Annotated in this window: 21 protein-coding genes and 1 pseudogene; 10 read left to right on the top strand and 12 right to left on the bottom strand. The window is 70.2% G+C overall.

The window, feature by feature from the left end; translation table 11 throughout:
- Positions 1–10 precede the first annotated feature (10 nt).
- From U5K29_11600 to ald, 3 genes are read left to right on the top strand one after another with little or no spacing between them, the layout of a single operon-like run.
- Positions 11–463: a hypothetical protein gene (locus U5K29_11600; protein ID MDZ7679185.1), complete on the top strand. Its 453-nt coding sequence runs from the start codon at positions 11–13 to the stop codon at positions 461–463.
- The gene (locus U5K29_11595; GenBank protein MDZ7679184.1) at positions 460–1389 is read left to right on the top strand and encodes an HTTM domain-containing protein; all 930 of its coding nucleotides are present in this window, start codon (positions 460–462) and stop codon (positions 1387–1389) included. The genes U5K29_11600 and U5K29_11595 overlap by 4 nt, the downstream gene beginning before the upstream one ends.
- Positions 1386–2513 carry an alanine dehydrogenase gene (ald, locus tag U5K29_11590; protein ID MDZ7679183.1) on the top strand — a complete coding sequence of 376 codons (1128 nt, stop codon included), beginning with the start codon at positions 1386–1388 and terminating at the stop codon, positions 2511–2513. Before U5K29_11595 ends, ald begins: the two co-directional genes overlap by 4 nt.
- A 16-nt stretch (positions 2514–2529) precedes the next feature.
- On the opposite strand, the gene U5K29_11585 is transcribed toward ald, so the two are convergent.
- The 11 genes from U5K29_11585 to U5K29_11535 form a co-directional block, all read right to left on the bottom strand.
- A complete protein-coding gene (locus U5K29_11585; GenBank protein MDZ7679182.1) occupies positions 2530–3174 on the bottom strand; it encodes a bifunctional precorrin-2 dehydrogenase/sirohydrochlorin ferrochelatase in 645 nt (214 codons plus the stop codon).
- On the bottom strand, positions 3171–4052 hold the full coding sequence (locus tag U5K29_11580; protein ID MDZ7679181.1) for a transglutaminase family protein: 882 nt from the start codon (positions 4050–4052) through the stop codon (positions 3171–3173). Before U5K29_11580 ends, U5K29_11585 begins: the two co-directional genes overlap by 4 nt.
- Positions 4049–6643, bottom strand: a complete 2595-nt coding sequence (locus U5K29_11575; protein MDZ7679180.1) for a circularly permuted type 2 ATP-grasp protein — start codon at positions 6641–6643, stop codon at positions 4049–4051. The genes U5K29_11580 and U5K29_11575 overlap by 4 nt, the downstream gene beginning before the upstream one ends.
- Before the next feature lie 63 nt (positions 6644–6706).
- Positions 6707–7510: a bifunctional DNA-formamidopyrimidine glycosylase/DNA-(apurinic or apyrimidinic site) lyase gene (gene mutM, locus U5K29_11570; protein ID MDZ7679179.1), complete on the bottom strand. Its 804-nt coding sequence runs from the start codon at positions 7508–7510 to the stop codon at positions 6707–6709.
- A 6-nt stretch (positions 7511–7516) separates the two neighbouring features.
- Complete coding sequence (locus U5K29_11565; protein ID MDZ7679178.1) at positions 7517–8584, bottom strand: M48 family metalloprotease; 1068 nt, start codon at positions 8582–8584, stop codon at positions 7517–7519.
- A gap of 321 nt (positions 8585–8905) precedes the next feature.
- Positions 8906–9721, bottom strand: a complete 816-nt coding sequence (locus U5K29_11560) for a hypothetical protein (protein ID MDZ7679177.1) — start codon at positions 9719–9721, stop codon at positions 8906–8908.
- 7 nt (positions 9722–9728) lie between these two features.
- Positions 9729–10328 (bottom strand): sigma-70 family RNA polymerase sigma factor, encoded by a 600-nt coding sequence (locus tag U5K29_11555; protein ID MDZ7679176.1) that lies wholly within the window; start codon positions 10326–10328, stop codon positions 9729–9731.
- A gap of 124 nt (positions 10329–10452) precedes the next feature.
- Entirely contained in the window at positions 10453–11367 is a 915-nt protein-coding gene (locus tag U5K29_11550; GenBank protein MDZ7679175.1) for a PD-(D/E)XK nuclease family protein, read from the bottom strand.
- 61 nt (positions 11368–11428) lie between these two features.
- Entirely contained in the window at positions 11429–11722 is a 294-nt protein-coding gene (locus tag U5K29_11545; GenBank protein MDZ7679174.1) for a Dabb family protein, read from the bottom strand.
- 7 nt (positions 11723–11729) lie between these two features.
- Entirely contained in the window at positions 11730–12482 is a 753-nt protein-coding gene (locus tag U5K29_11540) for an SDR family oxidoreductase (protein ID MDZ7679173.1), read from the bottom strand.
- A 56-nt stretch (positions 12483–12538) separates the two neighbouring features.
- On the bottom strand, positions 12539–12907 hold the full coding sequence (locus tag U5K29_11535; GenBank protein ID MDZ7679172.1) for a metallopeptidase family protein: 369 nt from the start codon (positions 12905–12907) through the stop codon (positions 12539–12541).
- Positions 12908–13025: 118 nt separating this feature from the next.
- Here U5K29_11535 and U5K29_11530 point away from each other — a divergent pair, with 118 nt between their 5' ends.
- The 7 genes and pseudogenes from U5K29_11530 to U5K29_11500 all read left to right on the top strand — a co-directional run bounded on the left by U5K29_11530 (position 13026) and on the right by U5K29_11500 (position 20271).
- Positions 13026–13472: a MarR family transcriptional regulator gene (locus tag U5K29_11530; GenBank protein ID MDZ7679171.1), complete on the top strand. Its 447-nt coding sequence runs from the start codon at positions 13026–13028 to the stop codon at positions 13470–13472.
- A 21-nt stretch (positions 13473–13493) separates the two neighbouring features.
- Positions 13494–14729 (top strand): annotated as a pseudogene (locus U5K29_11525) (MFS transporter).
- 82 nt (positions 14730–14811) lie between these two features.
- Complete coding sequence (gene pgi / locus U5K29_11520) at positions 14812–16473, top strand: glucose-6-phosphate isomerase (GenBank protein MDZ7679170.1); 1662 nt, start codon at positions 14812–14814, stop codon at positions 16471–16473.
- A 63-nt stretch (positions 16474–16536) separates the two neighbouring features.
- A complete protein-coding gene (fusA, locus tag U5K29_11515) occupies positions 16537–18588 on the top strand; it encodes an elongation factor G (protein ID MDZ7679169.1) in 2052 nt (683 codons plus the stop codon).
- Between the two features lie 172 nt (positions 18589–18760).
- On the top strand, positions 18761–18961 hold the full coding sequence (locus tag U5K29_11510; protein ID MDZ7679168.1) for a DUF3096 domain-containing protein: 201 nt from the start codon (positions 18761–18763) through the stop codon (positions 18959–18961).
- 49 nt (positions 18962–19010) lie between these two features.
- Positions 19011–19634 carry a VOC family protein gene (locus U5K29_11505; protein MDZ7679167.1) on the top strand — a complete coding sequence of 208 codons (624 nt, stop codon included), beginning with the start codon at positions 19011–19013 and terminating at the stop codon, positions 19632–19634.
- A 22-nt stretch (positions 19635–19656) separates the two neighbouring features.
- Positions 19657–20271, top strand: a complete 615-nt coding sequence (locus U5K29_11500; protein MDZ7679166.1) for a class I SAM-dependent methyltransferase — start codon at positions 19657–19659, stop codon at positions 20269–20271.
- Here U5K29_11500 and U5K29_11495 read toward each other — a convergent pair.
- Positions 20244–20516 carry a hypothetical protein gene (locus U5K29_11495; GenBank protein ID MDZ7679165.1) on the bottom strand — a complete coding sequence of 91 codons (273 nt, stop codon included), beginning with the start codon at positions 20514–20516 and terminating at the stop codon, positions 20244–20246. The genes U5K29_11500 and U5K29_11495 overlap by 28 nt on opposite strands.
- Positions 20517–20528: the final 12 nt, after the last annotated feature.

Genomic DNA, 20528 nt, shown 5'->3' with positions numbered 1-20528 from the left:
ACCTCGGCTCATGAACCGCTGGGGTCCACGAGCGCTCGCCGCGGTCCTCGTCGCCGCGATGGTCGCCCCGGCGGTCATCGACCCGCCTCGCGATGGGTTCCCCCTGTCGACCTACCCGATGTTCGCCTTCGACCGGGGTTCGGTCACCTCGGTCACGACCGCGGTCGGTGTCACCGACGCCGGTGGCCGGGTCCGGCTGTCGCCGTATCTGCTGGCCGGGGCCGACGAGGCGATCCTCGCCGTCCGCACCGCCAGAATCGCGGTCGCGGAGGAGGACACCGACCGGTGGTGCGAGGAGGTGGCGTCGAGGGTGGCCGCGTCGTCCGGCGCATCGGTCTCCTCCGAGCGGGTGGTTGCGATCGAGGTCGTCACCGAGACCCACGACGCGTCCGCCACCCTGGCCGGCTCGGCTGAACCCCTTCGGATCGTCCTGCACACCACATGTCCGGTGGAGCCCCGGTGAGCCTGGCGACTCCGGGAGGGCTCCTCACCGTGGCCGTACCCGAGCGACTCGCGACCCTCCGAGTGCTCGTCACCGGTTTCGCCCTCGCCTACCTGGTCGTTCGGTTCCCGCACCTGGTCGACATCGCTCGGCTGTCTGACGCCGCGCCCGGCCGGTTCGACCCGGTCGGGCCGCTGGTCCTCCTCGCCGGGCCGGTATCGCCGCCGGTGGCCATCATCGTGCTCGCCACGACCCTCGCTGCCGGGATGGCGTCGGTTGCCGGTTGGCGGTGGCGGGTGAGTGGCCCCGTGTTCGCGCTGGGGGTGCTGCTGGTGCTGAGCTACCGCAACTCCTGGGGCCAGGTGTTCCACACCGAGAACCTGCTGGTACTGCACCTGGGGATCCTGGCGGTCGCGCCGGCGTCGGACGCGTGGTCGCTCGACAACCGGCGACGCGGCCGCTCAGGCGGGGTGTCGCCACCGGCGCCGAGCACCCGCTACGGCTGGCCCGCCCAGCTGATGGTCGTGGTGGTCGTCGTCGCCTACGTGTTGGCCGGTTGGGCGAAGCTGCGGGCATCGGGTGTCGGGTGGGCCGATGGGGACGCTCTCCGGAACCTGGTCGCCCACGACGCCTTGCGGAAGGAGCTGGTGGGCGACCGCGGGTCGCCCATCGGGATCGTGGCGCTGCGCCACGCCTGGGTGTTCGCGCCGATGGCGGCGCTGAGCCTCGCCGTGGAGCTCCTGGCCCCAGTCGCGCTCCTCGGAGGGCGTGTGCGGATGGCGTGGGTCGTCGCCGCCTGGGTCTTCCATCTCGGCGTGCTCGCGGTCATGGGGATCCTGTTTCCCTACCAGCTGCTCGGGGTCGGGTTCGCCTGCTTCGTGGCCGTCGAGTCGATCCCCGCGCGGTGGCGCGCCCGGAGCGTTGGCCGTGGGATCCTGGCGCGATGACGACGCGCACGATCGGTGTTCCCCGCGAGGTCAAGATCGAGGAGAACCGGGTGGCGATGACTCCGGACGGGGTGCGCGAGGCGACCTCGGTCGGGTTGTCCGTGGTCGTCGAGAGCGGCGCAGGCGACGGATCGAGCATCGGCGACGAGGAGTACCGGGCCGCTGGGGCCGAGGTGGTCGGAACCGACGAGGTGTGGGAGCGGGCCGACCTGGTCTGCAAGGTGAAGGAACCCCAGCCCGAGGAGGTGCGGCACCTCCGACCGGGACTCACCCTCTTCACCTACCTCCACCTGGCTGCCTATCCGGACGTGGCCGATGCCCTCATCGAACGTCGGGTCACCGGCTTCGCCTACGAGACCGTGCAACTGGGCTCCGGCGCACTGCCGCTGCTCGCACCCATGAGCGAGGTGGCCGGTCGGATGTCGGTCCAGATCGGAGCCCATCACCTCGAGCGACACCACGGTGGTCGGGGGGTGCTCCTCGGCGGGGTGCCAGGCGTCCGGCCCGCCCGGGTCGTGGTGCTCGGCGCGGGCAACGTGGGGTGGAACGCGGCATGGCTCGCCGCCGGAATCGAGGCCGAGGTCCACCTCTTCGACAAGGATCTCGACCGCCTGCGCTTCGTCGATCAGATCCACAAGGGCCGGATCACCACCCTCGCCTCGAACCGTGGGGCGGTCGAGCGGTCCCTGGCGGAGGCCGATCTGGTCATCGGCGCGGTGCTCGTGGCTGGTGGACGGGCCCCGACGGTGGTGACCGAGGACATGGTCCGCCAGATGAAGCCCAGGTCGGTGATCGTCGACGTCGCCATCGACCAGGGCGGCTGCATCGAGACCGCCCGCGAGACCACCCACGCCGATCCCGTCTACGAGCAGCACGGGGTGCTGCACTACGCGGTCGGCAACATCCCTGGTGCCGTGCCCAACACCTCCACCCATGCGCTGACCAACGCGACCCTGCCCTACATCGTCGAGTTGGCCAGGCTCGGTCCCGCGGCGGCGGTCGAGGCCGATCCGTCGTTGGCTGCCGGCTGCAACGTCCACGACGGCAGCGTGACCAACGCCGCGGTGGCCGAAGCCCTCGACCGGTCCCATGTCGCTCCCGAGGCGCTGTTGTCGAACCGGTGATCCGGTCGAAGCCGCCTCACCGCCCGGGTCGATCCATCCCGAGCGCCTCGTGCAGCAACCGTCGAGCGTCATCGGACCGGCCGTCGCGGACCAGCTCGATCAGGCCGCCGTCGAGCGCTGCGGTCCAGCCCGGGTGCTCGGTCGGTCGACCCGCGGCCCGCAGCTCGTCGCGCGCCGATGCCAGCAGCGCGACCACCTCATCGATCCCGTCGCCGAGATCGTCCTCGATCCGGCGCCGGAGCCAGGAGGCGAACGCCGGGCTCCGGCCCCCGGTGTCGACCGACACCGTGACCGGACCCACCACCGCCTCGGCGGGGAACACCACGGTGCTTCGTGACGGGTCGGTGGCGTCGTTGACCAGTATCCCTGCCCCCACGGCATCGTCGACCACTCGGCGGTCGACCGCCTCGCTCCCGGCGGCGGTCACCACGAGGACCACGTCGTCGAGGTCGCCGGAGCGATAGGGCCGCTCGACCGCGTCGACCGGTAGTTCGCGCATCGACTCGCTGAGGTCGGGGGCGACGACGGTGACCGCCGCTCCTGCATCGAGGAGTCGCCGGGCCCGCCGGGCCGCCACCGGACCGCCACCGACGACCAGGCACCGGCGGTCGTGGATCTGCAGGCGGGCGGACAGCCACGGCGCGGGTGGTGGCGCGGTCATGTCGACGGGACCACGTCGACGGCGACGTCGAGGCGCTGTCCGGCACCGGACCCGTAGAGCACGCCCACCAGGGGTGCGACGTCGCGGTAGTCCCGTCCCCATCCGAGGGTGATGTGGCGTTCCCCGACGGCCTGGTCGTTGGTGGGGTCGAGATCGATCCAGCCCACGGCGGGCACGAACACCGAGAACCAGGCGTGGCTCGCGTCGGCACCCTCGAGCCGTTCCTTCCCCGGCGGCGGCCGGGTCTCGAGGTAGCCGCTCACGTACCGGGCGGCCAGGCCCTGGCTCCTGAGGCAGGCGATCGCCAGGTGGGCGAAGTCCTGGCACACGCCACGGCGGTGGGTGAGCACGTCGGCCAGCGGGGTCGCCACCGACGTGAACCCCGGGTCGTAGGTGAACTCGCGGTGGACACGGCTCATGAGGTCGACCACCGCGTCGACGAGTGGCCGGTCGGGAGGAAACGACTCGGCGGCGAAGGTGTCGAGTCCGTCGATCACCGGCACCAGCGGGGAGGGGAGCACGTAGGGCCGTGCCTCGAGGACGTCGGGAGCGTTGTTGCCGCGGAGGGTCTCGCGCACCTCGTCCCAGCGCTGGGAGGCGGCGAGCAGCAGCGCAGCCGGCTCGCCCTCGACGGTGACCTCGCTGACGGCGGTGACCTCGAGGTGATCGTGCGGACGCTCGATGCTGAACCAGGTGATCTCGTTGCCGAACGTGTCGGTCCGGGTGGAGAGATCGTCGGGGACGGGATCGATCTCGGTCCGCGAGTCGTGGCAGACCTGGCCGGGGTAGGTGCGGGGGGTGAGCCGTGCCAGGTTGTAGCCGAGCGAGACCGGCTTGTCGTACCGGTACGAGGTGCGGTGGGTCACCTGATGCTTCACGGGCTGGAGGTTCCCGTGCGGGTGAGCGTGCCGAGGGTGCGGGGCGGCTCGACGTGAAGGAAGTGGCGGCCGAGCGCCTCGCCGAGGGAGGTGAGCTCCCCACTGGTGCGTCCCAGGAGCTCGTCGAGCCCGCTGCGTCGCGAGCCGTCGACCCGGTAGGCGATCGAGGCCAGATCGGCGTCATGGAGGATGTCGGCCAGGGCGGCCACCTGCTGCGCGACCTCGGTCGGTGTCCCGGACTCGTCCTCCGCTGGCAGGTTGGCGGCATGCTCGGCCAGGCGCTCGACCTGGTAGATGAGGCTGCGGGGGTTGCTCGGATCGCCGATCAGCAGCTCGAGCACCGAACCGATGCGGAGCCGCGAGCGGTAGCGGCGGCGGTAGGTGATGAGACTGTCGTTGGCGACCAGCACGGACTCATAGACCAAGGCGTCGGCGTCGATGTCGCGAATGGCGATGAGGGTCGCTCGCGATGTCGAGACCAGCAGTTGGGCCCGTTCGAGGCGTTGACCCGCGTCGAGGAACAACCACACCGGGTCCCTGACGGTGCTCTCGGCGGCCAGCCCGTTCAACGCGAACAGCGAGGTGAGCAGGTGGGACAGCCCCTGCTGTGCGGCGGCGGCGGTGGTTGGGCGCTGGCGCAGCATCAGGTCGATTTCGTCCTGCATCGCGTCGACCACCTGCCAGGTGTCGTCCGAGAGCAGCTCACGGACGGTGAGCGCCGCGCTGCTCAGGCTCCTGACGGCCCCAACGACGCCCTGTCGACCATCGGGCGGGTAGAGCGCATCGAGCACGTCGACGGTGGGGTCGTCGATCATCGCCGGCTCGTGAGCCGATCCGCCCGCCTGGCCCGCGCCCGTCGACCGGCGCAGCGCGTCGAGCAGGTCCGGCAGCCACGTTCCGGTGACCTCTCCCTGGTCGGTGGCGTCGATGATGCGGGTCATCACCGCCCGGGCCCAGCGGATCGCCTGTTCGGCCCGTTCGCTGTAGCGGCCGAACCAGTACAGGTTCTCGGCCACCCGGCTCGGGAGCGAACCGGCGATCGTGGGCGGTGTCGGCAGCACCAGCGGGCCACCACCGGCATCGGTGCCCGCATCGCTCAACAAACTGGTGCCGGGCCGTTCGGGCTCCGATGCCAGCACCCACAGGTCCTTGGCCGTGATGGTCGAGGGTGGTTGGCTCGGGTGCGGCACCTTGATCGGGATCCCGGGAGCCGGCACCCGGGCCGACCCGCCGGGCAGGGCGACATAGGAGCCTTCTCGGGCGACCAGGTGTGTTCGCATCGAGTACGGCAGGCTTTCGATCTGGTCGCCGATCAGTGTCGGCGTCCACCCACCGGCAGGCAGACGTTGGGCGACCCACCGCTGCGGGTCGGACCTGACCTGGCGCACCGTGTCGTCGAGCGCGGCCCCCGCGAGCATCGCTCCCGAGGTGATGGTCGGCGAGACCTGATCGATCGGCTGCAGGACCATGGATCCGATCTCGTCGAGCACCAGCTGCAGGTGGGCCGGGTTGCCGCACCACCAGGTGTCGACCGAGTCGAGCAACAAGGGAGCTCCGAGCAGGTGCTCGCTCGCGGCGGGGAGGAACGGCAACAGCCCCGGACTCTCGATGACGGCCGCACCGATGGGGTTGGCGATGGCCACCGAACCGCGGCGGGCAGCTTCGACGAGCCCGGGCACACCGGTTCCGGTACCCGGCAGCAGCTCCAGGGGATCGCTGAGCTCGTCGCTGACCCAGCGCAGTATGACGTCGACCTGCTGGAGCCCGGCCAGCGACCGGAGCCACACCCGCCCCCTGCGCACGGTGAGGTCGCCCGGCTCGACCAGTGGGTAGCCGAGGTAGCTCGCCAGGTAGCTGTGCTCGAAGTAGTCGGGGGCTTCCGGGCCGGGGGTGAGGATGACGATCCCCGGACCCCCGCGTTCGCCGGGGTTGAGCGCGTCGACGGCGCGCCGCACGCCGCGGAAGAAGTGGGCCAGTCGGTGGACGTGGGCGTCGCGGAACAGGCTGGGCAGGACCCGCGACAGCACCAACCGGTGCTCGAGCGTGTCGCCCAGGCCGGCGGGGACCCGGGTGTGGTCGGCCAGCACGATGAACCGGCCGTCGTCGCGTCGGGCGAGGTCGGCGCCGTAGTGGACGAGCCGGTGCTCGCCGAGTGGGGTGCTGCCGACGACCGGACGCAGATACCCGGGGCTGCGGTGGACCACCTCGACGGGTATGACCCCCTGGCGGATCAGGTCCTGGGCGCCGTAGAGATCCTCGAGGACGAGGTCCAACAGCTCGGCCCGCTGCACCAGCCCGGCTTCGACGGTGGCCCAGTCGTCGCTGGACACCAGCAAGGGGATCAGGTCGAGTCCCCCGGAAGCGGTGGCACCACCCGGTGCGTTCTCGTGGTGGATGGCTCCGTCCTGACGCAGCACGTGGGCCACTTCGCTCTGGCGCTCGATGAGCTCGGCTCGACCGAGCATCCGCAGCGAGCCCATGACGTAGCGCCAGTGGTCCCTCAGCTCACCGGTGCCGTCCTGCATTTCGTCGAAGCCGTCGATGGCGACGGGCCGGTGCAGGTCAGGTGGTGGGGTTCCCGGGTCGGCCACCACGACATCATCGCACTGGTCGGGCCTCGTGCCGGTGTCGGCACTGGCGGGAGCGGACCCTGTTCACCGGGCCTGGCACGTTCGACACCACGTGGTGCTGCGGCCATCGAGGGTTCGACGCACCAGCGGCTCGTCGCAGCGGCGGCACGGCTCGCCGGCGCGTCCGTAGCAGTCGAGGTGCAGCTGGTTCGACCCCGTCGCGCCGTCGAAGCTCCGGTAGTCGCGAAACGTGGTGCCCCCGTGCTCGACGGCCGCGTGCAGCACCGCGACCACCGCCTCGTGCAATCGGGCGGCGGCGGCGCGGCTGACCCGCCGGCTGGCCGGGTTGATCGCTGCTCTCCAGAGCGCTTCGTCGGCGTAGATGTTGCCGACACCGGCCACCGGCCGCTGGCTGAGCAGGTTCGTCTTGACCCTGGTCCTGCTGGCCCGCAGCGCGCTCCACAGCGAGGCGGGCGTGAAGTCGTCGCTGAAGGGCTCGGGACCGAGGTCGGCCAGGGTGGGAAGGGTGTGGTGGTGGCCGGTGGGTACCAGCGCCACGCGACCGAACCGTCGGATGTCGTGCAGGTCGAGGGTCCGGTCGCCGAGGTCCCACCAGGCCCGGAGGTGAGGTGCCGCGACGTCGAGGGTGTCGGCCCGGAGCTGGAGCCGCCCGGTCATGCCCAGGTGGATCACCAGCTCGCGCTCGTCCTCGAGCCCGATCAACAGGTACTTGCCGCGCCGGCGCACCGAGGTCACGGTGGCCCCCACCGCGCCGGTGGCGGGAGCGAACTTGGCCGACGGGTGTGAGCCACTGGCACGGATCGTGCGACCGAGGATGGCAGGGCCGAGTTGGCGCCGGATCGTCTCGACCTCGGGGAGCTCTGGCATGGGGCCTCAGCGGGATTTCACCCAGGTGGTCCAACCTCGACCGTCCCAGTAGCGCACCTGGCTCCGGTCGCCGGAGGGGTCGGGGTACCACCCTCGTCCCTGCGGGGCGACGCCGTGCTGGTGGGATCCGGCTGGTGGCGACGCAGGAGGTGGCGGCGGTGCTGCCGGCTGCGACGGTCGTTCGGGGCCCTCCCACGGGGGAAGCCCCTCGAGCTCACGGAGCGTGTCGATCCGCTCGGAGATGGGTGGGTGGGTGTTGAACAGGCCGTTGAGCCTGGCTTGTTCATGGCCCTTCTCGGTGTCGAGCGGAGACTCGATCCAGAGGTGCGCGGTGGCGTGGGAGGCGTGATGTACCACCGCAGTGTTCGACGCCAGCTTCTCGAGGGCCTGGCGGAGCCCGGTGGGGTACCGCGTCAGCTCGACCGCGGTGGCGTCGGCCAGGGCCTCGCGGCGTCGACTGACCGCGGACCGGATGAGCGCCGCCGCCATGGGGGCGAGGATGACCACCGCGATGATGCCGATGAGCGCGATGGGGCTTCCGCCCGAGTTGCTGCTGCGGCTCCGGCCCCCGCCGAACCACAGGAGTCGCCAGAACAGGTCGCAGATGATGGCGATGGCGCCGGCGGTGGCCACCGCGATCGTGGTGACCCGGATGTCATAGTTGCGCACGTGGGCCAGCTCGTGGGCGATGACGCCCTCGAGCTCGGTCCGGGTGAGGTGTTCGAGCAGTCCGGTGGTGACGGCGATGGCCGCGTGCTCGTGATCGCGACCGGTGGCAAAGGCGTTGGGAGCCGGGTCGTGGACGACGTAGACGCGGGGCTTGGGGATTCCCGCCGCCAGCGCCATGCCCTCGACCAGGTTGTGGAGTCTCGGGTACTCGTCGACCGACGCCGGTTGGGCCCTGGTGGCCGCCAGGGCGACGGTGTCGGACTTCCAGTAGGCGCCGAAGGTCATGGCCGCGGCGATGACGACCCCGATGACGACCCCCGCCACACCCGCCCGGAGGCTCAAGCTGATCGCGCCCGCGACGAGGACGAGCAGGAGGAAGCTGCCGACGAGGAGCAGCCAGCTCATCCGGCGGTTACGGGCGATCAGTTCGTACACAAGAACTCACTCTGTTGCATCGTCCCGACACCGTACCCGCGCACAAGGGCGGTCTCGCTCCCACCGGGACGGCGCACGGGCCGAAGAAGACTTCCGGGGGTTCGGTACGCCACGTGTACCGAACCCCCGGTGATCTCGGCCGGATCCGGCGGCGGAACCGGTGCAAACAGGCGGCGAGGGTGTCGAAACCTGTCCAGCCGAGAGATCCAGAGATCTCGATCCCGCTCCCGCGGGCTCTGTAATCGTGATCGCTCCAGCGGGAAGTGGAGATACGCCCCGGAGCGAGAAATCTCAGCCGGGTGACCCGCCCTGGCCCTGGCCGCCCTGGCCCGGTGGTGTCACCCCGGGCGCCTGCACGGGTGACCCGCCCTGGCCGGGTGCGGTGTCGCCGGGGGTGTCGCCGGGGGTGTCGCCGGTTTGGCCGGGTGCGGTGTCGCTGGGGGTGTTACCGGTTTGGCCGGGTGCGGTGTCGCTGGGGGTGTCACCGCCCTGGCCCGGTGGTGTCACCCCGGGCGCCTGCACGGGTGACCCGCCCTGGCCGGGTGCGGTGTCGCCTGGCGTGTCGCTGCTTTGGCCGGGTGCGGTGTCGCTGGGGGTGTTACCGGTTTGGCCGGGTGCGGTGTCGCTGGGCGAGCCGTTGCTGGTGCCCGGCGCGTCGACGGTGGCGCCGGGTGTGTCGCCCGTTGTGCCCGGGGTTCGGGGTACCACGATGGTGGCGTCGGGTGTGGAGCGGGGAAGGTCGATGGAGACCACGCCAGCGACCCGACTCAGCGGGTCCTGGATCACCGGGGGCAGGTGTCCGGCAGCGGCCAACCCGCCCGTGGAGCCGATGGCGATCAACCCGACGACGGTGCCGACGGTCGCCCGCCGGACCCGCCTCGAACGCAGGTCGACGACCTCGGCGGCCGGCTCATCCGCCTGGGGCGCCGCCGCCGACATCGCGGCAAGGTGCTGTTCGGTGAGCGCGGGATCGAGGGGAGCGATGAGGTCGCTGCGCAGCCCTTCAAGCGCGCGTCGAGCCAGATCGGCGTCGCCGACCAGCTGAGCAAGCTCGCTGGTCAGGTCGTCGTGGCCCTCGGGGGGCTGCGCGCCGCTGGTCTCGGTCATGTCCTAGTCATCGCCCCCGGTCGCTCTGAGGATACTGGCCGGTATCGACACTGTCCTCGGCCGAGCGGAGGTGGCGGGCCAAGCTGGCGAGCGCCCGGTGTTGCAGGCTCTTGATCGAGGTCTCGGGTTTGCCGAGGATGTCGGCCACCTCCTTGATCGGTACATCGGCAAGAATGCGCAAGGTGATGACCGCCCGTTGATCGGCCGTGAGCGCGCTCAGGGCATCGCCGAGATCCGCGGTGGCCAAGTGGTCGAGCGCCTCGGTCTCGGCGGTGGCGGGGTCGGGGGGCATCTGCGCCTGCACGTCATCGGGCAGGGCCGGATCCTCCGGGCGCCGTGAACGGTGCCGGAACGAGTCGATGAGGCGCCGGTGGGCGATGGTGAGCACCCATGACCGGAACGCGATCTCCTCGCCGTCGAACCGGGTCACGTTGCGCACCACGGCCACGAACACCTCGCTGGTGAGATCCTCGGGTTCGCGGGCGCCGTTCGACCGGAGGTAGGCGAGCACCAGGGGTGCCAGATCGCGGTAGATCACCTCGAAGGCGTGGTCCTCGCCGCGCTTGGCCGCGGCGAGGACCTCCTCGAAGCGATCACCGATGGTCATGACCAGTATCGTCGCAGACCGCGGGCCCGACCAGGCACTCGCAGCGTTGCGAGCATCGGCACAGGGGCGGGTCTGTGGACGGTGCGAGAGCGTGCGGCGTGGAATCCTGAGGTCCCCGCCGGGGTCAGGCGACCAGCGCCGCACCAGGGGCGTCGGATCGAAGTCGACCCTCGTCGTGGCGACGCTGGATCTCGGCCAGGCCCTCCGGGCACCGGGCCACGTGGGGACACCAGCCGCACAGCGGGCCGGGCTCGGGATCGAAGGTGTCGGTGCGGACCGCCTCGCACAGCTGGTCCCACGTCGCCCGAAGCGCGGTGACCGCGTCGGCCACCGCGTGGTCGGTCGCCGGGGTCTCGAGCGACCTCGACCCGAGGTAGACGAGTCGAGCCCGCACGGGCGCCTCGCCCTCGGTGGCGACCGCCGCCGCGTAGAGCAGGACCTGGGTGAGCTTGTCGGCTTCGAACCGGCGCGACGGTGGTCGGCCCGACTTGTAGTCGGTCACCACCAGCCCGTCGTCGCAGCGATCGAGGCGGTCGATCACGCCGAGGAACGGGACGCCACCGACCTCGGCCCGCACCCGGTGCTCGGTGGCGGCGACCTCGACGGTGGTGGGATCCTCGACCGCCCAGAGGCCTTCGATGGCGCTCCATCCCTTCCACCGAAAGGCGCGGGAGGCGGCCTCATCGAGGCCGAGGTGGGCGAAGTCGGGGTGACGAGCGGTCTCGGGCCACACCGTGCGGGCGATGGAGCGAGCGCGCTCGGTCGTACGGCGGCGGGGAGGCTCGGCCAGCAACAGCTCGAGCACCCGGTGGGCGAAGGTCCCGATGAGGGCGTCCTCTCCCACCGGTTCGGGCAGCTTGTCGATGTAGCGGTACCGCCAGCGTCGGGGGCACTGTGCGAACAGCGTGGCCGACGACGGCGACAGGTGCCGTGGCGTGGAGACCGTTGGCCCCTCGATCTCGAACAGCGCGGCGTCGGCGGCCATCGTGTCGTCGCCGGGATCGGGCGCAGCTCCGGTGGCCGGGGCGTCGAGGTTCATGGTCCAGTTGTACCCGAGGGGTGTGACAACGAGGGGGACCCTGACCGCTGCGGCGAACCGCTCACCACGAGAACTGCACCGCGTTGCGCTCGGCGACGATGGGATCGGCCAGATCGCGGATCACCGCCCGATGGGCGGTGTGGCCGGCATAGGTCCGGTAGCCGGCCTCGTCGGCGAAGTCCGCGATCACGGCGAAGTCGGCGTTGGTGTCGCGGAGCCCGAGATCCCGCCCGTACCAGTAGCCCTTGATGTCGTCGATCGCCGCAGGGAGGGCCGACAGCCCCGCTTCGAAGGCGGCGATCGCCTCGTCGGTTGCGCCGTCGACGAACCGGAAGGTGACGCAGTGCCTGATCACGGCAGCACTATTGCAGGCCCCGGACGGTGCCGCCATCGACCGGGATCGCCGCGCCGGTGATGAACCGGGCGTGCTGGGAGCAGATGAAGGCGCAGACCGCGCCGAAGTCGTCGGGATCGCCGACCGAGCGCACCGGGATGCCTGCGGCGGCTTGCTCCGGGTCGGCGCCGAGCGAGCGCATGCGGTCGGTGAAGTGCAGGCCGGGCTGGACCGAGTTGACCGTGACCCCGTCGGGGGCGACCTCGAGGGCGAGGGTCTTCAAGAACCCGGTCACCCCGGCGCGGGCCGTGTTGGACAGGATGAGGTTGGGGATGGGCTGGCGCACCGAGGCCGAGGTGATGGCCACCACGCGACCCCATCCCTGCTCCTGCATGGCCGGAACCGCGCGCTGGCACATGGCGACGGTGGACAGCAGGTTGAGCTCGAGGGCGGGCCCGTACGCCTCGATCGGGGTGGAGGCGAAGGTCCCCGGTGGGGGCCCTCCGGCGTTGGGGACCAGGATGTCGATCCCGCCGAGCGCGGCGTTGGCCGACTCGACGAAGGCGGTCGCTCCCTCGGGGGTGCTCACGTCGGCGGGGATGGCGACCGGTGTCGGGCCGAGCGCACCGAGCTCGGCGGCGGCCCGCTGCAGCCGTTGCTCGTCGCGTCCGCAGATGGCCACCTGCACACCGGCAGCCGCCAGTGCCTTGGCGGTCGAGAAGCCGAGGCCCGCCGAGGCTCCCGCCACCGCTGCGCGCTTGCCGTCGATGCCCAAGTCCATGGACGCACCCTAGGCGGGCTGTGGGTGGCGGGTTCGGACCGCGTTGCGGAAAGGTGTCAGTACGCGCCGAGCTCGCGCAGGCGGTCGTCGGAGATCCCGAAGTGGTGGGCGATCTCGTGGGCCACCGTGTGGGCGACTCGTAGACGCAGGTCGTCCTCGTCGCGGGCCAGGCGGCAGTGCGCGTCACGGAACACGGTGATGCGGTCGGGAAGCACCGAGGTGTAGGACACCGGCGATCGCCGGTCGAGGCTCACGCCCTGGTAGAGACCCAGCAAGGTCCTGCCTCGGCGGGCCTGGTCGGGCGGTGGTCGCTTGGCGGTGAGGATGGCGACGTTGTCCATCTTCTCGGCCAGCTCGGCGGGGATGAGGTCGATCGCCTCGCCCACCAACTCATCGAACCTCTGGGCGCTGATCTGTACCGGCATCGCCCCCATCGTGGCGGGTGGCGGGGCGGTTTGCTACCGGTGATCACCGCGCACTGTCTCGGCCCGTCGACTCCACGATGTTTGTGTTTGTCAAGCATCGGTCGATACCGTCCGGTCGATGGAGGTTGAACCCGATGAGGACGCGTTGCTCGAGCTGGCGGCATTGCTGCGAGCCGGTGTGGTGCCGCTCGGTCGGGCGATGCGCGGGGCCGAGACCTCCCTGACGCCCACCCAGTTGTCGGTGCTGGGCGCCATCCACCGCTACCAGCCCATCAGCATGGGTGCCCTGGCGGAGAAGGAACGCCTGTCACGGGCGGTGGTGAGCCGCGTCGTGACCAGCCTCGTCGATCACGGCTTGGTGGAGCGCATGCCCGAGGAGCGGGATCGACGGGTCTGTCGTGTCCAGGTCAGCGAGGCGGGCGATCGGTGGATCGAGGCGAGCCGGGTCCGGTGCAACGCGTGGCTGGCCGAGCGTCTGTCCCGACTCGACGCGTCGCAGCGACAGACGATCGCCGCCGCGGTGCCCCTGTTGGAATCGCTGGCCGGCGATGACGGACGTGGCTAGCACCGCCATCGGTGTCGGAAACGGCCCAGGTCGAGCCTCCGATCGAGAGGATTGCTGATGGACCGTCGCATCCTCCTGACGCTGCTGGCCACGGTGTTCGTCGCGCTGCTCGGCCTCGGCATCATCATCCCGATCATGCCGCTCTACGCGGAGGAGCTCGGCGCGTCGAGCACGATGATCGGTCTGATGGTCGCCGGCTTCTCGGTGAGCCGTGGGATCTGCCAGCCGATCGTCGGTGGCCTGTCCGACCGGCGGGGGCGACGACGGTTCATGCTTGTCGGACTGACGGTCTACTCCCTCACCGGCCTCCTGTTCGTTGTGGCCAGCTCGGTCCTGGATCTGATGCTCATCCGCATCGTGCAGGGTGTCGGCTCGGCCATGATCATCCCGATCGCGATGTCCTATGTCGCCGACCTCGCGCCCGCCGGGGAGGAGGGTCGGCTCATGGGCCAGCTCAACGTCGCGCTCTTCGCCGGCATCGGCTCGGGACCGATCGTCGGCGGCGTCTTCCTCGACGGGCTGGGGATGGAGTCGGCGTTCTACGCGATGAGCGCCATGGCTGGCATCGCCCTGCTGCTCGTCCGCTTCGTGCTGCCCGCCGACCACGGGCGCAAGGTCGTCGACCGCCCTCCGCTCCTGCAGACCTTCACGGCAATGATCCACAGTCCGCGGGTCGTCGGCATCATGAGTGCCCGGGCCTCGACCATGGTGGTGATGGTCCCGTCGATGGCGTTCCTGCCGCTGCTGATGGACGAGTTCATGGATGCGTCGGGGTCACAGATCGGCGTCGTGATCGCCACCCGGACCCTCACCAACGCCGCGTTGCAGACCCCCTTCGGGCGGTTGGCCGACCGGTTCGACCGCGGCAGGCTGGTGCTGATCGGCAGCTGCATCATGGCCGGGGCGATGCTGTCGATCCCCCACGCCGGTCAGTTCGTCTACCTGGTGGCGATCTTTGCGGTGATGGGGATCGGTGAGGCGGTGGTCTGGCCGACGCTGGGTGCGCTGGCCACCGAGGAGGGTCGGCACTACGGCCAGGGATCGACCATGGGCGTGTTCAACATGTCGATGAGTCTCGGGATCCTCATCGGTTCCATCGGGGCCGGGACCATGGCCGATCTCTACGGGCTCGGCGCCGCATTCACCGCGGTGGGGATCCTGCTCGTCGTGGTCGCGGTGATCGCCACCCGTCTGATCCACACCGAACCCGATCAACCCGACGCGCCGGAGCGGTCGGCCGAGGTCACCTGGAGCTGAGCCGCCGAGGCGACCGAGGTTTGGCAACATGCGGGTGGGCCCACTCAGGGCGACCGTTGGCCTCCAGTAGGCTCGCGTCACCATGGAGCGCTCCCGACCCACACCGATCGTCGACACACCCGAATGGGCCGCCCTGGTCGACCACCATCGTCGGATCGAGCACCGCCACCTCCGCGAGCTGCTCCACGAGCCGGGGCGGCTCGACCAGCTCACCCTCGACCTCCCCGGCCTCCACGCCGATCTCAGCAAGCACCGGTTGACCGGCGAGACCGTCGGGTTGCTCGTGGCGCTGGCCGAACGGGCAGGCGTCCCCCGCCAGATCGAGGCCATGTTCGCCGGGGAGCACATCAACGCCACCGAGGACCGGGCGGCGCTGCACGTGGCGCTGCGGGCGCCGCGCGACACCTCGGTCACCGTCGACGGCCACGACGTGGTGCCCGACGTGCACCGCGTCCTGGACGAGATGGCTCGCTTCGCGATCGCCGTGCGGTCCGGCGAGTGGCTGGGCGCGACCGGTGCCTCGATCCGGGCGGTGGTGAACATCGGCATCGGCGGATCCGACCTCGGTCCGGCCATGGCCACCGAAGCCCTGCGCACCTGCACCGACCCGAGTCGGACCCACCGATTCGTCTCCAACGTCGATGGTGCCGACATCGACTGGGCCCTCCGCGACCTCGACCCCGCCACCACCCTCTTCATCGTCGCCTCCAAGACCTTCACCACCGCCGAGACCCTCACCAACGCCCGCACCGCTCGGGCCTGGCTGACCGAGTCGCTGGGCGAGGACGCGGTGGCCCGGCACTTCGTCGCCGTCTCGACCAACACCGGCGAGGTCGAAGCGTTCGGCATCGATCCTGCCAACATGTTCGGGTTCTGGGACTGGGTCGGGGGGCGCTACTCGATCGAGTCGGCCATCGGCTTGTCGCTGATGCTCGCCGTCGGCCCCGAACGGTTCCAGGATCTGCTGGCTGGTTTCCGCGCGGTGGACGACCACGTCCGGACCGCGCCTCTCGAGCGCAACCTCCCCGTGCTCATGGGTCTCCTCGGGGTCTGGTACACGAACTTCTTCGGTGCGGCGACCCACGCGGTCCTTCCCTACGCGCAAGAGCTTGCCCGGTTCCCCGCGTACCTGCAGCAGCTCGAGATGGAGAGCAACGGCAAATCGATCACCCTCGACGGCGAGCCGGTCCGGTGGGCGACGGGTCCGGTCGTGTGGGGCGAGCCCGGCACCAACGGACAGCACGCCTTCTTCCAGCTGCTGCACCAGGGAACCCAGGTGGTGCCGGCCGACTTCATCGGTGTGGTCACCCCCAACCACGGCCTCGATCACCAGCACGATCTGCTCATGGCCAACCTGTTCGCCCAGACCGAGGCCCTGGCCGTCGGACGCACACCGGATGAGGTGCGCGCCGAGGGTGTGCCCGACCACCTGGTGCCCCACAAGGTGTTCGACGGCAACCGTCCCACCACCACGTTGCTCCTGGACGAGCTGTCGCCCTACTCCCTGGGGGCGCTCATCGCGCTCTACGAGCACAAGGTGTTCACCCAGGCGACCATCTGGGGGATCAACGCCTTCGATCAATGGGGTGTCGAACTGGGCAAGGTGCTGGCCAACCGCATCGTCGCCGAGCTCGATCCATCGGGCTCGGCCCCCGCGGATCACGATCCGTCGACCGCGAACCTGGTCGAGCGGTACCGGCGATCGCCCTGGCGGTCAGGGCCTTCGGACCCTGGGCAGAGCTGAACGCGCTCCGGTACTGTCCGGCAGATGAGATAGGTCGGACCAGCGGGAGAACCGGGAGACACGATGGTCAGCACCGATCGGATCCGCAACGTCGCCCTCCTCGGCCACAGTGCGTCGGGCAAGACGACGTTGCTCGAGGCCATGGCCCTGCGTGCCGGGCTGATCGGCCGGCTCGGTCGGGTCGAGGACGGAACCACCCTCGCCGACACCGACGCCGAGGAGATCTCCCACGGGATCTCGCTCGCCCTGTCGGTCGTCCCGTTCGACTGGAAGGGATACAAGCTCAACATCATCGACACGCCGGGAGATCCCGACTTCGAGGGCGAGGTCAGGGCGGCACTGGCGGTGGCCGACGTCGCGGTGATCGTCGTCAGCGCGGTCGACGGCATCCAGGTCGGTACCGACAACGCGTGGCGGCTCTGCGACGAGCTCGACGTGCCCCGCATGGTCTTTGTCAACAAGCTGGACCGCGAGCGGGCATCGTTCGACCGGACCTTGGCGGAGCTGCGGGAGCGCTTCGGCGATCGGATCGAGACGCTGGAACTTCCCATCGGGGAGGAGTCGGCGTTTCACGGGGTCGCCGACGTGCTGACCGAGACGGCCTACCTCTACGACGAGGGATCGGCCCAGCAGAGCCCGGTCCCCGACGAGCTGGCCGAGGTCGAACACCGTGTCCACGACGAGGTGGTCGAGGCGATCGTCGTCGGCGACGACACCATGCTCGAACGGTTCCTCGAAGGCGATGAACCCGCCCTCGGCGAGCTCGAGCGCACGCTCATGCGCGAGATGGTGGAGCGTGCGGCGTTCCCCGTGCTCGAGGGGTCGGCCACCAAATTGATCGGTGTCGACCGTCTGTGCGACTACCTCTGTGAGATCGCACCGTCGCCGGCCGATCGCCCACAGGTGTCGGTCGAGGCCGGGGACACCACCGTCGAGATCAGCCCCGATCCTGGCGGTCACCCGCTCGCCTTCGTCTTCAAGACCGTGGCCGATCCCTACGTGGGGATCATCTCGATGTTCAAGGTCCTCTCGGGGACGATCCGCAGCGACGACCACCTCGTGAACCGCCGGACCGGCACCGACGAGCGGCTCCATGGACTGTTCCTGCTTCGCGGTGACCACCAGGAACCGGTCACCGCGGTCGTCGCCGGCGACCTCGCCGCGGTCGCGAAGCTGAGCGGGACCGAGACCAACGACACGCTCTCTCCTCGCGATCAGCCGGTCCAGGTGCCCGGGATCGCCTGGCCCGAGCCGGTCCACTCGGTGGCGCTCACGCCCCGGACCCAGGCCGACGAGGACAAGCTGGCCGGTGCCATCGCCCGCCTACGACAGGAGGACCCGGTGCTGGTGCTCGACCACGACGACGAGACCCACCAGACCCTGCTCCGGGGCACCGGCGACACCCACCTGTCGGTCACCCTCGAGCGGCTCGCCCGCAAGTTCGGTGTCGGGGTCGACACCGAACCGGTGCAGGTGGCCTACCGCGAGACGATCACCGCGCCCGCGGCTGCCGAGGGCCGCTACAAGAAGCAGTCGGGCGGCCACGGGCAGTTCGGCGTGGTGAACGTGGAGATCGAACCCACCGAGCGCGGTTCGGGCTTCGAGTTCGTCGACCGCATCGTGGGCGGTGCGATCCCGCGTCAGTTCATCCCCGCCGTCGAGCGCGGCATCGCCGACACGATGGCCGAGGGCGGTGTGGTGAAGGGGTACCCGGTGGTGGACGTGCGGGTGCACTGCGTCGACGGCAAGGCCCACGCGGTCGACTCGTCGGAGATGAGCTTTCGGGCCGCGGGTCGCCTGGGGTTCCGGGCGGCGATGGAACAGGCCGGACCGGTGCTGCTCGAACCGGTGTCGGAGGTCATCGTGGTCGTGCCCGGCGAGCTGCAGGGCGACGTCATGGGCGATCTCTCGGCGCGCCGGGGACGGGTGTCGGGCACCGAACCCGCGGGTGCCAACGGCGTGGCCATCACCGCGATGGTGCCGACCGCCGAGCTCACCCGCTATGCCATCGACCTCCGGTCGCTCACCGCGGCGAGGGGCCGCTTCACCGCCCGCCACGTGCAGTACGACGTGATGCCCCCGAACCTCGCCGAGCGCGTCGAACCCCGGAGCTGAGCCTCCTCTCGGCGGTCATCGGCCGGCGTCGGAGCCGGGTGGTTCCTGCAGCAGCTGTGGTGCGTAGCGGCGGAGGTGGTCGCCGATGACGCCGTCCCGCCATTGGTGTTTGGGGTGGTGCGGTCCGGGGGAGGGTTCAAGGCCTCACCCGTGTCGAACCGAGGAGGGCATCATGTCGATGCTGACCAACCTTGCCGTGCTGGCCCAGGAGACCGCGGAGATCAACGAGGTGACGGTGAACCTCACCCTTCCCGGGATCATCGCTGTCATCGCGGGGGTGGTCATCTTGTTGGTTCCCAAGGTCCTCAACTACGTCGTGGCCTTCTACCTGATCGTGGTGGGCCTGATCCAGATCTTCGACATCACCCTGTGAGCGAGTCCTCGCGGTGGCGAGGCTCGTTCAGGTTTGTACGATTGATGCCATGCTTGCCAACGGTTCCACCAGCTCACCTCCCGAGACCCCGCCGGTGCAGTGGCGAGGTGTGCACCACTTGGCGCTCATCACCACCGACATGGATGCCACCACCCGGTTCTGGCACGGCGTGCTCGGCGCCCGCTTGGTCGTGACCCTGGCCACCGACTCGTTCCGCCACTACTTCTTCGAGTTCGCACCGGGCATGACCGTGGCGTTCTTCGAGTACCGAGATCAGCCCGTCGACACCTACGCCAAGCCCGCCGGGGTGCCGTTCCCCCAGGCGTCGCAGTTCGACCACCTGGCGCTCGGTCTCGCCGACGAGGAGGCACTCGACCGGTTGCGTCACCGTCTCAAGGCCCACGACTGCGAGGTGACCGACGTGGTCGACCATGGCGTCCTGCGGTCGATCTACTTCACCGATCCCAACGGCATCGCCCTCGAGGCGTCGTGGTGGACCGCCGACGCCACCGGCCGACCCACCGACTACGACGATGAGCGCTTCTTCTCCGATCCCGATCCCGTGCCCGCCGTGCGCGAGCTGGTGACCGACGGCCGGCTCGAGTGGACCCCGCGCACCCAGTTGGTCGACGAGGTCACCCGCGACATCTACCGCGCGCCCGCCTCGGACTGAGATCGCCCGTACCCTGGGCCCCATGGGCTTCTACGAACGACAGGTGGTACCGAGGGTCATCGACAAGGTGCTCGGCACCAAGGGCTTCGCCAAGCTCCGTGCACGTGTTGCCCAGGATCTGTCCGGCGAGGTCCTCGAGGTCGGGTTCGGCTCGGGCCTGAACGTACCGCACTACCCGCCGGCGGTCACCAAGGTCTACGCCGTCGACCCGTCGGAGGTCGGGCGGCGACTCGCCGCGAAGCGCGTCGCCGACGCGACGGTCCCGATCGAGTTCATCGGCCTCGACGGCGAGCACCTCCCGCTGGAGGACGCCAGCGTCGACGAGGTGTTCACCACCTGGACGTTGTGCACGATCCCCCACGTCGAGCTCGCACTCACCGAGATGATCCGCGTGTTGAGACCCGGCGGCCAGCTGCACTTCCTCGAGCACGGTCACTCGCCCGACCCCAAGGTCGCCCGCTGGCAGGAGCGCCTCGACCCCATCCAGCAGCGCATCGCCGGCGGTTGCCACCTCGACCGGCCCATCGACGCGCTGGTCGAGGACGCCGGATTCGAGCTCGAGCACCTGGCCAACTTCTACATCGCCGGCCCCAAGTCGATGAGCTACACCTACGCCGGTCGGGCCGTGCGGCCATGATCAGGGTCTGAGCGGAGCGCTCGCCACACCTTCTCGGGGGTGAACGGCGGGTCGAGGTGGTCGATGCCGTAGGGAGCCAGCGCGTCGACGACCGCGTTCCACACCGCCGAGATCGACCCGGTGGTGCCCGACTCGCCGATTCCCTTGACGCCGAGGGGGTCGGCCAGAAATGGGGTGGACCCGGTGAGCGGACCGGGGTCCTCTCGCCGGTCGATCGAGTGCCCGAGGATCGTGGTGGCGCTCATGGTGCCAACCAT

Source organism: Acidimicrobiales bacterium (assembly GCA_034521975.1).
Taxonomy (GTDB): domain Bacteria; phylum Actinomycetota; class Acidimicrobiia; order Acidimicrobiales; family SKKL01; genus SKKL01.
Note: the sequence above shows the minus strand (reverse complement) of the source record. Positions and strands in the feature narration are given on the sequence as shown.

Excerpts from the sequence above, each read along its gene's own strand:
- U5K29_11600 (MDZ7679185.1), top strand. The coding sequence starts at position 11 with ATGAACCGCTGGGGTCCACGAGCGCTCGCCGCGGTCCTCGTCGCCGCG.
- ald (MDZ7679183.1), top strand. The coding sequence starts at position 1,386 with ATGACGACGCGCACGATCGGTGTTCCCCGCGAGGTCAAGATCGAGGAG.
- U5K29_11585 (MDZ7679182.1), bottom strand. The coding sequence starts at position 3,174 with ATGACCGCGCCACCACCCGCGCCGTGGCTGTCCGCCCGCCTGCAGATC.
- mutM (MDZ7679179.1), bottom strand. The coding sequence starts at position 7,510 with ATGCCAGAGCTCCCCGAGGTCGAGACGATCCGGCGCCAACTCGGCCCT.
- U5K29_11565 (MDZ7679178.1), bottom strand. The coding sequence starts at position 8,584 with ATGAGCTGGCTGCTCCTCGTCGGCAGCTTCCTCCTGCTCGTCCTCGTC.
- U5K29_11560 (MDZ7679177.1), bottom strand. The coding sequence starts at position 9,721 with ATGACCGAGACCAGCGGCGCGCAGCCCCCCGAGGGCCACGACGACCTG.
- U5K29_11555 (MDZ7679176.1), bottom strand. The coding sequence starts at position 10,328 with ATGACCATCGGTGATCGCTTCGAGGAGGTCCTCGCCGCGGCCAAGCGC.
- U5K29_11550 (MDZ7679175.1), bottom strand. The coding sequence starts at position 11,367 with ATGAACCTCGACGCCCCGGCCACCGGAGCTGCGCCCGATCCCGGCGAC.
- U5K29_11540 (MDZ7679173.1), bottom strand. The coding sequence starts at position 12,482 with ATGGACTTGGGCATCGACGGCAAGCGCGCAGCGGTGGCGGGAGCCTCG.
- U5K29_11535 (MDZ7679172.1), bottom strand. The coding sequence starts at position 12,907 with ATGCCGGTACAGATCAGCGCCCAGAGGTTCGATGAGTTGGTGGGCGAG.
- U5K29_11530 (MDZ7679171.1), top strand. The coding sequence starts at position 13,026 with ATGGAGGTTGAACCCGATGAGGACGCGTTGCTCGAGCTGGCGGCATTG.
- pgi (MDZ7679170.1), top strand. The coding sequence starts at position 14,812 with ATGGAGCGCTCCCGACCCACACCGATCGTCGACACACCCGAATGGGCC.
- fusA (MDZ7679169.1), top strand. The coding sequence starts at position 16,537 with ATGGTCAGCACCGATCGGATCCGCAACGTCGCCCTCCTCGGCCACAGT.
- U5K29_11510 (MDZ7679168.1), top strand. The coding sequence starts at position 18,761 with ATGTCGATGCTGACCAACCTTGCCGTGCTGGCCCAGGAGACCGCGGAG.
- U5K29_11505 (MDZ7679167.1), top strand. The coding sequence starts at position 19,011 with ATGCTTGCCAACGGTTCCACCAGCTCACCTCCCGAGACCCCGCCGGTG.
- U5K29_11500 (MDZ7679166.1), top strand. The coding sequence starts at position 19,657 with ATGGGCTTCTACGAACGACAGGTGGTACCGAGGGTCATCGACAAGGTG.
- U5K29_11495 (MDZ7679165.1), bottom strand. The coding sequence starts at position 20,516 with ATGAGCGCCACCACGATCCTCGGGCACTCGATCGACCGGCGAGAGGAC.